The organism is Micromonospora sp. NPDC049275 (assembly GCF_043197115.1).
In the GTDB taxonomy this organism is placed as follows: Bacteria; Actinomycetota; Actinomycetes; order Mycobacteriales; family Micromonosporaceae; genus Micromonospora.
Map to the genome: position 1 here is coordinate 247802 of NZ_JBICSN010000002.1, position 13510 is coordinate 261311.

The following is a 13510-nucleotide window of genomic DNA, read 5'->3' on the forward strand; positions in this document are numbered from 1 at the left end:
CAGGGGACACCCGCCACGGTGCCCGCCACGGTGCCCCAGCTTCGGGGGGAAGGCGGGCGGCGGTCAGAACTCCTGGTACATGACGTGCAGGCCGACCCGGCCGAGGGCGGGATGGCGGAACGCGCCCGGCACGGTGCCGACCACCTCGAAGCCCTCCCGCCGGTACAGCTCGACCGCGGACCGGTTGCTCTCCACCACGGCGTTGAACTGCATCCCGACGTACCCCCGAAGGCGTGCCCAGGTCAGGGCGTCGCGGCACAGCGCGGTGCCCACGCCCCGGCCCCGCGCGTCGGCGGCGACCAGGAAACTGGCGGTGGACACGTGCGCGCCCGGCCCGGGCCGGTTGGCGCCCATCTTCGCGCTGCCGAGGACCCGGTCGCCGTCGACCGCGACGACGGTCCGCCCGGGTGGGGCCTCCACCCAGATGCCGTACGCCGCATCCGCGGTCATCTCCGGGTCGTAGGGAAAGGTCTCCTCGGCCCGGACCACGTCCTCGATGATCGGCCACACCTGCGACCAGTCCTGGTCGTCGAACTCACGGATCAGCACCGGCGCAGGCTACGCGGGGCGCTCCGGCCGGGACAGCGAGTTTGGGTGCGACGCCGCGTCGGCCGCCGACCACGCGGGGCCGGCTGTGTCCCGGCGGATCAGCTCGGCGGGGAGCACCTCGACCCGCGGCACCGCCGTCCCGGCGCCCAGCACCAGGGACATCGCCCGGACTCCCATGTCGACAAGCGGCAGCCGTACGGTGGTCAGCGCGGGTGTCACGTCCCTGGCGATCGGCATGTCGTCGAAGCCGACCACGGAGACCTGGCGCGGCACGGCCAGCGAGCGGGCCCGCAGGGTGGCGAGGGCGCCGATGGCCATCGAGTCGTTGAGGGCCACGATCGCGGTCAGCCCGGGGTCGGCGTCGAGCAGCCGGGCGGTGGCCTCGGCGCCGCCGTCGCGGTCGAACTCCGCGTACCGGATGCGCCGTTCGGGCAGCTCGCGGCCCTGCGCGGTGAGGGCCTGTCGCAGCCCGGCCAGCCGATCGGTGGTGGTGGTGAGGATGCGCGGGCCGGCGACCACGCCGATGGCCCGATGCCCCAGCTCGCACAGCTCACGACCGGCGAGGTGCCCGCCGGCCCGGTTGTCCGGCATGACGGCGTCACCGGAGTGCTCGTGGCGGCCGATGACCGCGACCCGCCCGCCGGTCGCCTCGTACGCGGCGAGCTTCTCGTTGAGCTGCCGGGTGAACGCGTCGTCGTGGTAGCCGGAACCGGCCAGGATCAGCGCCGCCACCTGGTGGCCGCGCAGCAGCTCCACATACTCCAGCTCGCGGTCCGGGTCGCGGTAGCTGTTGCAGATCATCAGCAGCCGCCCCCTGTCGGTGGCGACGCGTTGCAGCCCACGGGTGATCTCGGCGAAGTACGGGTCGGAGACGTCGTGCACGATCACACCGACCGCGCTGCGGTGCGAGCGGGCCAGCAGCTGGGCGTGCGCGTTCGGCACGTACTGCAATTCGGCGACGGCGGCGAGCACCCGCTCGCGCAGCTCGTCGGTGACCGGTTTGCTGCTGCTGTTGATGACGCGGGAGGCGGTGGCGGGTGAGACGCCTGCCCGGCGGGCCACATCGGACAGGGTCGCCATGGCCCGCCCCCTCGATCTGTTGACGGCGTTTCGCCGTGCCGGCTAGCGTCACCGTACCGCAGAGAAAGCCCTTTCCCGCAGGGAGACCCGGTGACGTCGACGGAGGGAACACCATGACCCGCAGATCCATCGGCATCATCGTCAACGGCGTGACCGGACGGATGGGCTACCGCCAGCACCTCGTCCGGTCCCTGCTGGCCATCCGCGAGTCCGGCGGTCTGACGACGTCCGACGGCACGATCATCTGGCCGGAACCTGTCCTGGTCGGGCGCAACGAGACGAAGCTCCGCGAGCTCGCCGCACGGCACGGCCTCACCGACTGGACCACCGACCTGACCTCGGCGCTGGCCCGCGACGACGTCGAGATCTACTTCGACGCCCAGATCACCCAGCAGCGGGAGAAGGCGATCCGGCAGGCCATCGAGGCCGGTAAGCACATCTACACCGAGAAGCCCCTGGCCGAGGACCTCGCCGGCGCGCTCGACCTGGCGCGGGCGGCCGACGCCGCCGGGGTCCGCACCGGTGTCGTACAGGACAAGCTGTTCCTGCCCGGCCTGCGTAAGCTCAAGCGCCTGATCGACGGCGGATTCTTCGGCCGGATCCTCTCGGTGCGTGGCGAGTTCGGCTACTGGGTCTTCGAGGGTGACTGGCAGCCGGCCCAGCGCCCGTCGTGGAACTACCGCGCCGAGGACGGCGGCGGCATCACCTCCGACATGTTCCCGCACTGGCACTACGTGCTGGAGGAGCTGTTCGGCCGGGTCAACGCGGTCTCCTGCGTGACCGCCACCCACCTGCCCGAGCGTGTCGACGAGGACGGCCGCGCCTACGTGGCGACCGCCGACGACGCCGCGTACGCCATCTTCGAACTCGACGGCGGGGTCATCGCGCAGATCAACTCGTCCTGGGGCGTGCGGGTGTACCGCGACGAGCTGGTGGAGTTCCAGGTCGACGGCACCGAGGGCAGCGCAGTCGCCGGGTTGCGGACCTGCCGGGTGCAGCACCGGGCGGTCACCCCGAAACCGGTGTGGAACCCGGACCTGCCGGCCACCGAGGACTTCCGTGCCCAGTGGACCGAGGTGCCCGACAACGAGGAGTTCGACAACGGGTTCAAGGTGCAGTGGGAGGCGTTCCTGCGGCACGTCGTGGCCGGCGAGCCGTTCCAGTGGGACTTCCTGGCCGGCGCGCGCGGCGTGCAGCTCGCGGAGCTGGGGCTGCGCGCGGCCCGCGAGGGCGTCCGGGTCCAGGTTCCGGAGCTGAAGCGGTGAGCGCGAGGAGTGAGCCGGGTTTGCGAGCCCCGCAGTCGCGAACGGAAGGTGGCTCGGTGAGCGCCGCCGAGGTGCTGCTGCCGGGCGGGCGGCGACACCGGTTGGCCGGGGGGAGCGGGTTCGCCCGACCGGCCGCCCCGGCGACCGGTCGGATCGCGTACGCCGCCGCGCACGTGGTCGCCGACCCAGGCGCGGAGAACGTGCCGGGTGCCCCGGCGGCGGTGGACTGGGACACCACCCTCGCGTTCCGGCGGCACCTGTGGTCGTACGGGCTGGGGGTCGCCGAGGCGATGGACACCGCCCAGCGGGGGATGGGCCTGGACTACCCGGCGACCCGGGAGCTGATCCGGCGCAGCGCCGCCGAGGCCCGCGCGGTGGGCGGCCGGATCGTCGCCGGTGTCAACACCGACCAGTTGCCGGCCGGCCCGGCCACCCTGGCGGCGGTCACCGCCGCGTACCGCGAGCAGCTCGACGACGTCCGCGCGGCCGGCGCCCGGCCGGTGCTGATGTGCAGCCGGCACCTGGCCGCCGTCGCCCGCGGCCCCGAGGACTACCTCCGGGTGTACGACGAACTGCTGACCACCGCCGGAGAACCGGTGGTGCTGCACTGGCTCGGCCCGATGTTCGACCCGGCGCTTACCGGTTACTGGGGATCGCCGGACCTGGATCTGGCCGCCGACACGGTCGTCGAGCTGATCAAGGCACATCAGTCCATGGTGGACGGCGTCAAGGTGTCGCTGCTCGACGCCGGCCGGGAGGTGGCGCTGCGCCGTCGACTACCGGCGGGGGTACGCCTCTACACCGGCGACGACTTCCACTACCCGGAGCTGATCCGGGGTGACGAGGTGGGCCATTCCGATGCCCTGCTCGGGGTGTTCGCGGCCATCGCGCCGGCCGCCGCCGCCGCGTTGGCCGCCCTCGACCGCGGTGACCTGGCGGCGTACGACGAGATCTTCGCGCCGACCGTGCCGCTGGCCCGGCACCTGTTCGCGGCGCCGACCTGGCACTACAAGACGGGGATCGTGTTCCTGGCCTGGCTGGCCGGTCACCAGGACCACTTCACCATGGTCGGCGGCGCGCAGTCCGGGCGTTCTTCCGCGCACCTGGCGACCCTGCTCACCCTGGCCGACGCGGCCGGCCTGCTGCCCGACGCCGACCTGGCCGCAGCCCGCGCCCGGGCGTTCTTCACCGTCGCGGGCGTGGCGCAGTGAGCGTCGAACTCACGGACGCGACACCGGTGGGCGGCAGCGCGGATGAGCTCGCGCGCTTCTCGTTCAACCAGGCCACCGCCCAGCACTGGGCGCTGCCCGACGTGGTCGCCGGCTGTGTGGCGGCCGGTGTGCCGGGCATCGGGCTGTGGCGGGAGCCGGTGGCCGGGTACGGGCTGGCCCGCTCGGCGAAGCTGGTCCGCGAGGCGGGGCTCGCCGTGACGTCCCTGTGCCGGGGGGGCTTCTTCTCCACCGACGACTGGCTTGCGGACAACCTGCGGGCCATCGAGGAGGCCGCCACGCTTGGCGCGTCCGAGCTGGTGCTGGTCTCCGGCGGTCTGCCGCCCGGCAGCCGGGACGTCGACGGCGCCCGCGCCCGTGTCGCCGACGCGATTGGCGAGCTGGCCCCGCACGCGGCGGCGTCCGGCGTCCGGCTGGCCATCGAGCCGCTGCACCCGATGTTCGCCGCCGACCGGTGCGTGATCGCCACCCTCGGCCAGGCGCTGGACATCGCCGAGCGGTTCGACCCGGCGGTGGTCGGTGTGGTCGTCGACGCGTACCACGTGTGGTGGGACGACACGGTGTACGCGCAGATCGCGCGGGCCGGAGCGCGGATCGCCGCGTTCCAGGTCTGTGACTGGGTGACTCCGCTGCCGCAGGGGGTGCTGCTCGGCCGGGCGCTGCCCGGTGACGGGTGCATCGAGCTGCGCCGGCTGCGCGAGGCGGTCGACGCCGCCGGCTACGGCGGCCCGATCGAGGTGGAGGTCTTCTCCGCCGAGGTGTGGGCGCGTCCCGGCGCGCAGGTGCTGGACGCGGCCATCGCCGGCTACCTGCGCCACGTTGTCTGAGTGGTCCCTCTCGTGAGGGACGGGGCTCCTCTGCTGCGGGGAGGTCACCGGGTTCGACGGCGCGGGATGGTGGGCGTCATGAGCCGGTGACGGTCGAGCTCGACGGGGGAGGACCGATGACGGGACATGCCATCCGGGCGGCACGGCTGTTCGACGGCGAGCGGCTCGTGGACGGCGGGGTGCTGGTGCTGCTGGACGACTGTCGCATCACCGACGTGCGCGCGGGTTGGGCGCAGGCGCCCCAGGGGTGGCCGGTGCGCGAGCATCCGGACGGCACCCTGCTTCCGGGCCTGATCGACGCGCACGTGCACCTGTGCGCCGATGGGGGGCCGGACGCGCTCGGCCGGCTCGCCGAACGCCCGGAGACGGACCTCGACACGGTCGTCGAGGCGTCACTGCGCGCGCACCTGGCGGCAGGCGTCACGACCGTCCGTGACCTGGGTGATCGTCGTGGCGCCGTGCTGCGATGGCGGGCCCGGGAGGTGCGCGACGACCTGCCAACCGTGGTCGGGTCGGGCGTGCCGATCACCAGCGTCGGCGGGCACTGCTGGTGGATGGGGGGTGAGGCGAGTGGCGTCGACGGGATCCGCGAGGCCGTGCGTCTCCAGGCGGCGGCCGGTGCCGACCTGCTGAAGGTCATGGCCAGCGGCGGAGTGTTCACCCCCGGCACCGACACCACCCGGCCGCAGTTCACCGACCAGGACCTGACCGCCGCGGTGACCCAGGCACACGATCTCGGCCTGCCGGTGACCGCGCACGCGCACGCGCTCAGCGCCGTCGAGCAGGCGCTGCGCGTCGGTGTCGACGGCATCGAGCACTGCACGTGCGTGACCGCGACCGGCGCCCACGTCCCGGAGGAACTCGCGGATCGACTGGCCGCGTCCGGGGTGGCGGTCTGCGCCACGCTCGGCACCGACCCCGCCGTGACCACGCCGCCGGAGCTTGTGGAGATGGCGGCGCGGGCCGGGCTCAGCGAGGCCGCGCTGCGTGCCGCCGCCGCCACCCTGCACCGGGCCGGGGTCCGCCTGGTCGCCGGTTCGGACGCGGGACTCGGCCCCGCGAAGCCGCACGGAGTCCTGCCCGAGACACTCGTCGAGTACGTCGCGAGTGGCATCCCCGCCACAGCAGCCCTCGCCGCCGCGACCTCGGTCGGCGCCGAGGTGTGTGGCCTGGGGCGGAGCAAGGGCCGCGTCCGGCCCGGTTTCGACGCCGACCTGCTGGTCGTACGCGGCGACCCGACCAGCGACATGACGGTGTTGCGCCGACCGCTCGCCGTGTACCTCGCCGGCGCGAACCCTGCTCGGACGCTGCCTGGAACATGATCTGGTCGCGCCCTGGGGGAAGACGCCGGCCGGCGGTAGGTTCATCCGTGTGGATCCGCACGACATCGCCGCCCGGCTCAAGGTGCCCGTCGAGGACGTCGAGCGTGTGCAGCGGCTCGCGGGTGACCTGCCGTCGGCGCCGCTGCCCGCTAGGGCCGATGCCCCCGCGCTCCTCGACCGGCTCGCGATCCGCCCGGACGACGCCGCCGAGATCATGGCCGGCTGGCCCGACGCGGGGTCGCCACTGTGGACGCCCGAGCTGCGGTGGCTCCTCGATCGTTCCATCGCGCTGGTCCGCGCCGATCTCGGTGGCTACGTCTGGCTGCCGCCCGGCCCGGAGCTGCCGCGCGATCGGGGGCCCGCCTGGCGGCACCTCTACGTGTACGCGTACCTCGCCCTGGTCGACGTCGTCCGCGGGTACCACCGCGACCACGGCGTTCCCGATGCCGTGTCCTGGCTGATCCTCGCGGACCTGGGTCGCAATCTCGCCATCGACAGGCGGATGCGCGGCGAGGGGTGGCCCGTCATGCAGAGCTGGTTGACCCTGCACGTGCGGGGCGCTGTCTACGAGCTGGGCCGGTTGCAGCATCACAGGGGCGACGGCGTCATCGGCCTGCACGTCCCCGACTCGGGGCCGCTGACCCCGGAGGCGGTCTCGGCGTCGCTGGACGAGGCCCTGGCCTTCTTCCCGCGCCACTTTCCCGACGAGCCCTACTCGGCGTTCTCCTGCGGCTCGTGGCTGCTCGACCCGCAGCTGCGGGAGTACCTGCCCGAGGACTCCAACATCATCCGCTTCCAGCGACGGTTCGAGTTGGAGCCCTACGAGGAGGCGGAAGGGCCGGACGCCGACGTCGAGGTGCGGCGGTTCGTGTTCCGCACCCTGAGCACTCCGCTCGACCAACTACCGCGCCACACCGTCCTGCAACGGGCGATCGTCGACCACCTGACTGCCGGCCGTCACTGGCAGTGGCGCCAGGGCCGCTTCCCGATCTGACCACCCATCGGCGTGCGGCCCGCGACGGAAAACTTGATCTAGGCACGGCCGACCCATCGTGATCTTATGTGCACCAGCGATCCGTAACACCGCGCAAACCCTCGATTAACCGTCGCGGGCTTAGGTGGGGGAGCGCTCCCATGAGCGGATCGCGAACGATGAGGCAGCTCCACAAGGGAGCGATGGAGAGGAGTCTCGTGTCTTCACGCACGAGCGGGAACAGGCTGCGAAGACTGGCGCTACCGACGCTGGTCCTCGCGATGATCACCGGCACAACCGGTGCGGCGGGATCGGCGTCGGCGGCACCGGGGGACCGGCCCGCCACCAGCGGTCCGGGTTATTTCTCCACCGGGTCCGACCGGCGCACCACCCTGACCGACGGGGCCGATCGTCGCCCCGGGGACAGCGAGACCGGCCCGAAGGCCGCCGTCGACGTGACCGGTTCGGGCGTCTACATCGTCGAGCTGGCCGAGGCCCCGCTGACCACGTACGTCGGCGGGACGTCGGGGCTGGCGCGGACGCGCCCGGCGCCCGGTGCCCGGCTGGACGCGACGTCGGCACCGGCAAAGGCGTACCGCCGGCACCTCGACACGCAGCGGGCCGCCGTCGCCTCCGCCGCCGGGGTCCAGGTCAAGGCGGCCTACACCGCCGCCTTCAACGGCTTCTCGGCGAAGCTGACCGCCCAGCAGGCGACCGCGTTGCGGGCGGACAAGCGCGTTCGCGCCGTCACCGCCGCACGCGCGCTCGGCAGTCGGTCGGCGTCGCCGCTCGCGACCACCACGACGGCCGCCGCCGCCCCGACCGCCACCACCACCTCGGGTGACGCGGTCGCGTCCGCGGCCGACCGGACCGCCAAGCCGGTCAAACCTGGTCCCGCCACCGGCAAGGGCACGGTGATCGGGGTCCTGGACACCGGCATCTGGCCGGAGAGCGCGTCGTTCGCCAAGAAGATGCCCGCACCGGCGAACTGGCACGGCACCTGCCAGACCGGCGTGGCCTTCGTGGCCGAGCACTGCAACGGCAAGATCGTCGGAGCCCGCTACTTCGCCGACACCTGGCTCGCCGACGGCGGCTCGGTGCCCGAGGGCGAGTTCCTGTCCCCCCGCGACGCGAACGGGCACGGCACGCACACCGCCTCCACGGCGGCCGGTCTGCCGGTCTCGGACGTCACGATCGACGGTCGGCGCTTCGACCCGATCTCCGGGGTGGCACCGGACGCCCAGATCGCCGTCTACAAGGTGCTCTGGGCCGGCATGGGCTACGACGCCGACATCATCGCCGGCATCGACGCGGCCGTCGCCGACGGGGTGCAGGTCCTGAACTTCTCGATCGGCTCGGACCTCGGTGACTGGGAGGCCAACACCCCCATCGGCATCGCGTTCCTCAACGCCACCCTGTCCGGGGTCTTCGTGGCGGCGTCGGCCGGGAACACGGGCATCGTGAGCGGTGCCATCAGTAACGCGGCGCCCTGGGTGACAACTGTCGGCGCGGCGGTGACGAACCTCGACGAGGCGACGCTCAAGCTGGGCGACGGCACGAAGCTGGTCGGCGGCTCGCTGGACGCGCTGCCCGGCGGCAACTCGCGGGCGATGGTCTTCGGTGACCAGGCCGGCTCACCGGAGCTGGGGGCGGCGTACTGCGAGCCGGGCAGCCTGGACCAGGCCAAGATCAAGGGCAAGGTGGTCGCCTGCGCCCTGTCCAACACGTTCGCCTCCGCGGCCGAGGTCAAGGACAAGGGCGGGGCGGGGATGGTGCTGTTCGACCCGGTCGGCAACTACCGGGTCAACTCGATCTACAACTTCCCGGTGGTGTACCTGCCGACGGAGAAGCAGGCGGGCACTCTCTTCAACTACCTCATGCGCCACCCCACCGACGCGAAGGTGTCCCTGCGCTCCGGCGGTGACGGCTCCAGCGTTCCGGGCGTCCCCAGCGTCGCGGACTTCTCCTCCACCGGCCCGGACAAGGTGACCTACGGCGTCTTCAAGCCGGACCTGGTCGCCCCAGGGTCGGACATCATCGCCGCGGTGTCACCGGCGGGCAACTTCGGGCGGCAGTACGACGCGTACTCGGGCACCTCGATGGCGTCGCCGTACGTGGCCGGCGCGGCGGCGGTCCTGCGTGCCACGCACCCGGACTGGACGCCGGGCACTGTCGCCTCGGCGTTGCGGACCACCGCTACCGACACCGTCGGCACCACCAACCCCCTGGACCAGGGCAGCGGCTTCATCAACCTGGCCCGGGCCACCGACCCGGGACTGGTCATCGAACCGACGGCGGCGGAACTTGTCGCCTTCAGCGAGACGGCCCAGCCCGACGGCAAGGAACTCAACCTGCCGGCCGTCTCGCTGCGCGAGTACGACGGCACCCACCCGGTGACAGTCACCCGCACACTCACCAACGTGGGCAAGGCGCGGGAGACCTACCGGTCGGCGGTGTCCGGCCTGCCCGGCATGAAGGTCACCGTCACGCCGGCGTCGGTGACGCTGGCGCCGGGGAAGTCCGCGACGGTCACCATCACGCTGCGTCGGGGCAGCGCTCCCTGGGACCGGTACGTGACCGGTTCGATCACCTGGAAGGCCAAGGCGCGCAGCGTCCGGATCCCGGTCGCCGCCCGCCCGTGGGGGATCAGCCCCCGGCCGTACGGTGACGACGGCGAGGAGTTCGGCCGGATGACCAGCGGCTCCTTCGGCTTCATCCAGCCGGGCTTCACCGGGCCGCTCTCGGGTCGCAGCACCGGTTACACGCCGATGCAGCGAAAGACGTACTCGATGCCTGCCGGCGTCTACGGCGGCGTGTTCGACCCGAGCGCCTCCGGCGTGAAAAAGGTCGACTTCACCGTGCCGGCGAACACCGCGGGCATCGTCGTCGAGGCCAACACCGAGGACCCGAACACCAACCTCGACCTCTACCTGTACAAGGGTGACAAGCTGGTCTACAGCAGTGACAGGTACTGGACCAGCGCGGAGCAGGTGTACAAGTTCCTGCCCGAGCCGGGGCGCTACACCGCGTACGTGTTCGCGCAGGTGCCCGGTGGCCCGGTCGTCGACTTCGAACTGCGGCACGCCATCATCGCTCGCAACGCCAGGTATTCGCCCGCCACGCTGACGCTACCGAAGACGACGGAGCGCGGTGGGAGCGTCAACTTCACGTTGAAGCCGAACGGGCCGTTGGCCGAGGGCGACTTCTGGGCGTACACCGAGTGGAGCACCAACGGCACGGTCGTTCCCGGCAACCTCGTCTCGACCCAGCAGAGCGCCTGGGAGTAGTTCCTGACGGGCATGCGGGGCGGTGCCGTCGGGCACCGCCCCGCATCGCGTCAGCGCTGCCAGGCGTCGATGGCCTGCACGCCGCCGCGCGCGGTCCGGTCCAGGAGGGCGGGGTTGCCGCTGCTGCCCTCCCAGCCCTGGTCGTTGAACACGGTCACCGCACCGTCGACCCGGGCCACGGCGATCTGGGTCGACGTGGTGCCGCCGGTGCGTTCGCCGTTCAGGCTCGTCGCGGCCGACGTGCGGGACACGAGCAGGGCCTCATCCCCGACACCGGGCAACGCCTTGCTCGCGACCTTGACCGGATTGCCGCCCTGGTCGTACGACGGGCACGCCTCGACGGCGCTGCGCAGACGCCGCATGTAGGCGGTAGCACCGTCACCCTCGAAGGTGAAGATCGTCTGATGGATCGTCCCCTGGGGCACGTAACTGGCCGGGGCGCCGGCCTTCTGGTAGGTGACGGTCATCGCGGCGCTCGCCGTGACCTGTCGGCCTCCGGTGCCGAACTCGTTGCCACACAGTTTGGGCAGGGCCTCCTCGACGGGCGTCGTCCGTCGGGGCAACTTCCGCAGCTCGGCCGGCAGCTCGACGAACGCCGACGTCGGGATGGTCGTCGGGGCGCTGGCGCTGGCACTCGCGGAAGGCGGGTCGGCCGGGCTCGTGCCAGCCGAGGCGGTCGTCGGCGACGCGGCCGACGACACCGGGTCGGCCTCGTCCCCGCCCGTGGTGCAGGCCGTGCTCAGCGCGACGGTCCCGAGCAACGGCAGGATCAGCGCGAGCGTCCGTGGCGCTCGGCTGGTCGCTGGCAGTGCGTATCGGCTCATGTTTGTCCCCCTCACCCCTCTCCCGAGCAGTTCCCCGCGACGCGCCAGCGGAAACGATCAGTACTGCCGGGCGGACCGACGCCTACGCGGCGGCCGGGATGGCGGCGTCGATGAGGTGTGGGCCCGGCTGCGCCAGCGCCCGGGAGAGTTGTTCCGCGAGCTGCTCGGCGGTGGTGGCGCGGCTGGCCGGCATGCCGAACGCGTCGCGCCGGGGAGCGCCGACGGTCACCTCACCGCCAGCGGAAGCATCCTCGGTGCTGCGATACTAAAGTCTCATTCAGGACAAATACTGCTAGCTTGCAGGAAGTAGCCCGGAGAGGTGACGGGAGCCCGATGGAACGCGGATGGGCCGAACGTGGCTACCACGCGCGCTGCCTGGACATCAGCATCGATCGCTCCTTCGAGGATTTCCGGCGGCAGTACGAGCAGGCCGTTCCGCCCTACGACGCCGAGGCGTTCAACGCGCTTGTCGCCCGGAACGCGCCCTGGGACGACGTGCTCGCCCTCATGGATGAGCGAGCACCGCACGGCTTCCTCATCTACTGGAGCAGCGGCGACCTGCACCCGATGATGAACCTCGCGGGCGACCCCCGGCACTGCGTCGAATACCTGATGGGCAACCACACCACGGCCGAGCGGATGTTCCGCCACGACCCGGCGGCCATGCTGTACGCGCCACTGCGCACGATGATCAGCGACGGACCCGACGGCGGAGCGCGGTTCGTCATCGAGCAGCCCAGTCGCGCGTTCAGCTCCCTGGGAGTGGACGCGATCCACGAGGTGGGCGTGGACCTCGACCGTGAGGTCGCCGCCCTCCTGGCGCACCTCCAGGTGCCCGTGCCGGCGGGCCTGTCCGACTAGGGCAGGTCTCCTCAGCGGTGAACATGTCCGGACGACGCCCTAGCATCGATCATCGGGGACACGACATTTCGCGGAGGGGGTCCGATGCGGCAGGCGCAGCGGCTGAAGAGCGTCCGGTACGACATCCGCGGTCCGGTGTTGCGCCGGGCACAGGAGTTGGAGGCTGCCGGACACCGGATCCTCAAGCTGAACCTGGGCAACCCGGCGCCGTGGGGGCTGGCCACGCCGGAGCCCATCGTCGCCGACGTCGTGCAGAACATCGTGGCCGCTCAGGGGTACAGCGACGCGCGAGGCATCTACTCCGCCCGCGTCGCGGTGGCCCAGCACTACCAGACCCTTGGCGTACCCGGCGTGCAGCCGGACGACGTGCTGCTCGGCAACGGGGTCTCCGAACTGATCGTGATGGTGCTCCAGGCACTGCTGGACACGGGCGACGAGGTGCTGGTGCCGAGCCCGGACTACCCGCTCTGGACGGGCGCGGTGAACCTGTGCAGCGGTCGCGCGGTGCACTACCGCTGCGACGAGAGCGCGGGCTGGGCGCCGGACCTGGAGCACATGGCGTCCAGGATCACCGACCGCACCCGCGCGCTCGTGGTGATCAACCCGAACAACCCGACCGGCGCGGTCTACTCCCGGGAAGTGCTGCTCGGCATGATCGAGCTTGCCCGCAAGCACGATCTGCTGATCTTCGCCGACGAGATCTACGACAAGATCGTGTACGACGGAGCGACGCACCACACCCTCGCCGCCCTCGCGCCGGACGTGCCGGTGGTCAGCATGGGCGGCCTGTCCAAGACGTACCGGGCTGCGGGCTTCCGCTCCGGCTGGCTCGCCACCAGCGGTTTCAGCGGCAGCGACTCGGATTACCTGGATGGGCTGCAGCTGCTCGCCAACATGCGCGTCTGCCCGAACGTGCCGGCCCAGCACGCCATCCAGACCGCGCTCGGCGGCTACCAGAGCATCGAGGAGCTGACCCGCCCCGGCGGCCGCCTGCTGGAGCAGCGCGACCACGCCTGGCAGTCCCTCGTCGACATCCCCGGCGTCGACTGCGTCAAGCCGGCCGGCGCCCTCTATCTCTTCGCCCGTCTCGACCCCAAGGTTCACAAGATCCACGACGACGAGCGCCTGGTGATCGACCTCTTGGAGCAGCAGCACCTCCTGATTTCCCACGGCACCGGCTTCAACCTCGACACACCAGACCACCTCCGCCTGGTCTTCCTGGCCTCCACGGACGTCCTCGACGACGCCGTCTCCCGGATCCGTACCTTCCTCTCCGCCTACCGTCAGTAGCGC

The 13510-nt window shown here is 71.9% G+C and carries 12 protein-coding genes; 8 read left to right on the forward strand and 4 right to left on the reverse strand.

Going from position 1 to position 13510, the window contains the following annotated elements; all coding sequences use genetic code 11:
* Positions 1–63: 63 nt before the first annotated feature.
* Together ACGFIE_RS06530 and ACGFIE_RS06535 are read right to left on the reverse strand one after the other, a co-directional pair.
* Positions 64–549 carry a GNAT family N-acetyltransferase gene (locus tag ACGFIE_RS06530; protein ID WP_393291736.1) on the reverse strand — a complete coding sequence of 162 codons (486 nt, stop codon included), beginning with the start codon at positions 547–549 and terminating at the stop codon, positions 64–66.
* A 9-nt stretch (positions 550–558) separates the two neighbouring features.
* A complete protein-coding gene (locus ACGFIE_RS06535) occupies positions 559–1629 on the reverse strand; it encodes a LacI family DNA-binding transcriptional regulator (RefSeq protein WP_393291738.1) in 1071 nt (356 codons plus the stop codon).
* Positions 1630–1742: 113 nt separating this feature from the next.
* Between ACGFIE_RS06535 and ACGFIE_RS06540 the strand changes: the two genes are divergently transcribed.
* The 6 genes from ACGFIE_RS06540 (at position 1743) to ACGFIE_RS06565 (ending at position 10532) form a co-directional block, all read left to right on the forward strand.
* A complete protein-coding gene (locus ACGFIE_RS06540) occupies positions 1743–2894 on the forward strand; it encodes a Gfo/Idh/MocA family protein (RefSeq protein ID WP_393291740.1) in 1152 nt (383 codons plus the stop codon).
* Positions 2895–2950: 56 nt separating this feature from the next.
* Complete coding sequence (locus tag ACGFIE_RS06545) at positions 2951–4105, forward strand: dihydrodipicolinate synthase family protein (RefSeq protein ID WP_393291743.1); 1155 nt, start codon at positions 2951–2953, stop codon at positions 4103–4105.
* Positions 4102–4950 carry a sugar phosphate isomerase/epimerase family protein gene (locus tag ACGFIE_RS06550; protein WP_393291745.1) on the forward strand — a complete coding sequence of 283 codons (849 nt, stop codon included), beginning with the start codon at positions 4102–4104 and terminating at the stop codon, positions 4948–4950. Before ACGFIE_RS06545 ends, ACGFIE_RS06550 begins: the two co-directional genes overlap by 4 nt.
* Positions 4951–5066: 116 nt before the next feature.
* The gene (locus tag ACGFIE_RS06555; protein WP_393291748.1) at positions 5067–6272 is read left to right on the forward strand and encodes an amidohydrolase family protein; all 1206 of its coding nucleotides are present in this window, start codon (positions 5067–5069) and stop codon (positions 6270–6272) included.
* Positions 6273–6321: 49 nt separating this feature from the next.
* Positions 6322–7266, forward strand: coding sequence for an acyltransferase domain-containing protein (locus ACGFIE_RS06560; protein WP_393291749.1), 945 nt, complete (start codon positions 6322–6324; stop codon positions 7264–7266).
* 260 nt (positions 7267–7526) lie between these two features.
* Positions 7527–10532, forward strand: coding sequence for a S8 family serine peptidase (locus ACGFIE_RS06565; protein WP_393291751.1), 3006 nt, complete (start codon positions 7527–7529; stop codon positions 10530–10532).
* A gap of 50 nt (positions 10533–10582) precedes the next feature.
* On the opposite strand, the gene ACGFIE_RS06570 is transcribed toward ACGFIE_RS06565, so the two are convergent.
* Positions 10583–11356: a hypothetical protein gene (locus tag ACGFIE_RS06570; protein ID WP_393291754.1), complete on the reverse strand. Its 774-nt coding sequence runs from the start codon at positions 11354–11356 to the stop codon at positions 10583–10585.
* A gap of 82 nt (positions 11357–11438) precedes the next feature.
* A complete protein-coding gene (locus tag ACGFIE_RS06575; protein WP_393291756.1) occupies positions 11439–11585 on the reverse strand; it encodes a hypothetical protein in 147 nt (48 codons plus the stop codon).
* A 104-nt stretch (positions 11586–11689) separates the two neighbouring features.
* Here ACGFIE_RS06575 and ACGFIE_RS06580 point away from each other — a divergent pair, with 104 nt between their 5' ends.
* Together ACGFIE_RS06580 and ACGFIE_RS06585 are read left to right on the forward strand one after the other, a co-directional pair.
* Positions 11690–12217, forward strand: coding sequence for a hypothetical protein (locus ACGFIE_RS06580; RefSeq protein WP_393291758.1), 528 nt, complete (start codon positions 11690–11692; stop codon positions 12215–12217).
* 84 nt (positions 12218–12301) lie between these two features.
* Positions 12302–13507 carry a pyridoxal phosphate-dependent aminotransferase gene (locus ACGFIE_RS06585; protein ID WP_393291760.1) on the forward strand — a complete coding sequence of 402 codons (1206 nt, stop codon included), beginning with the start codon at positions 12302–12304 and terminating at the stop codon, positions 13505–13507.
* Positions 13508–13510: the final 3 nt, after the last annotated feature.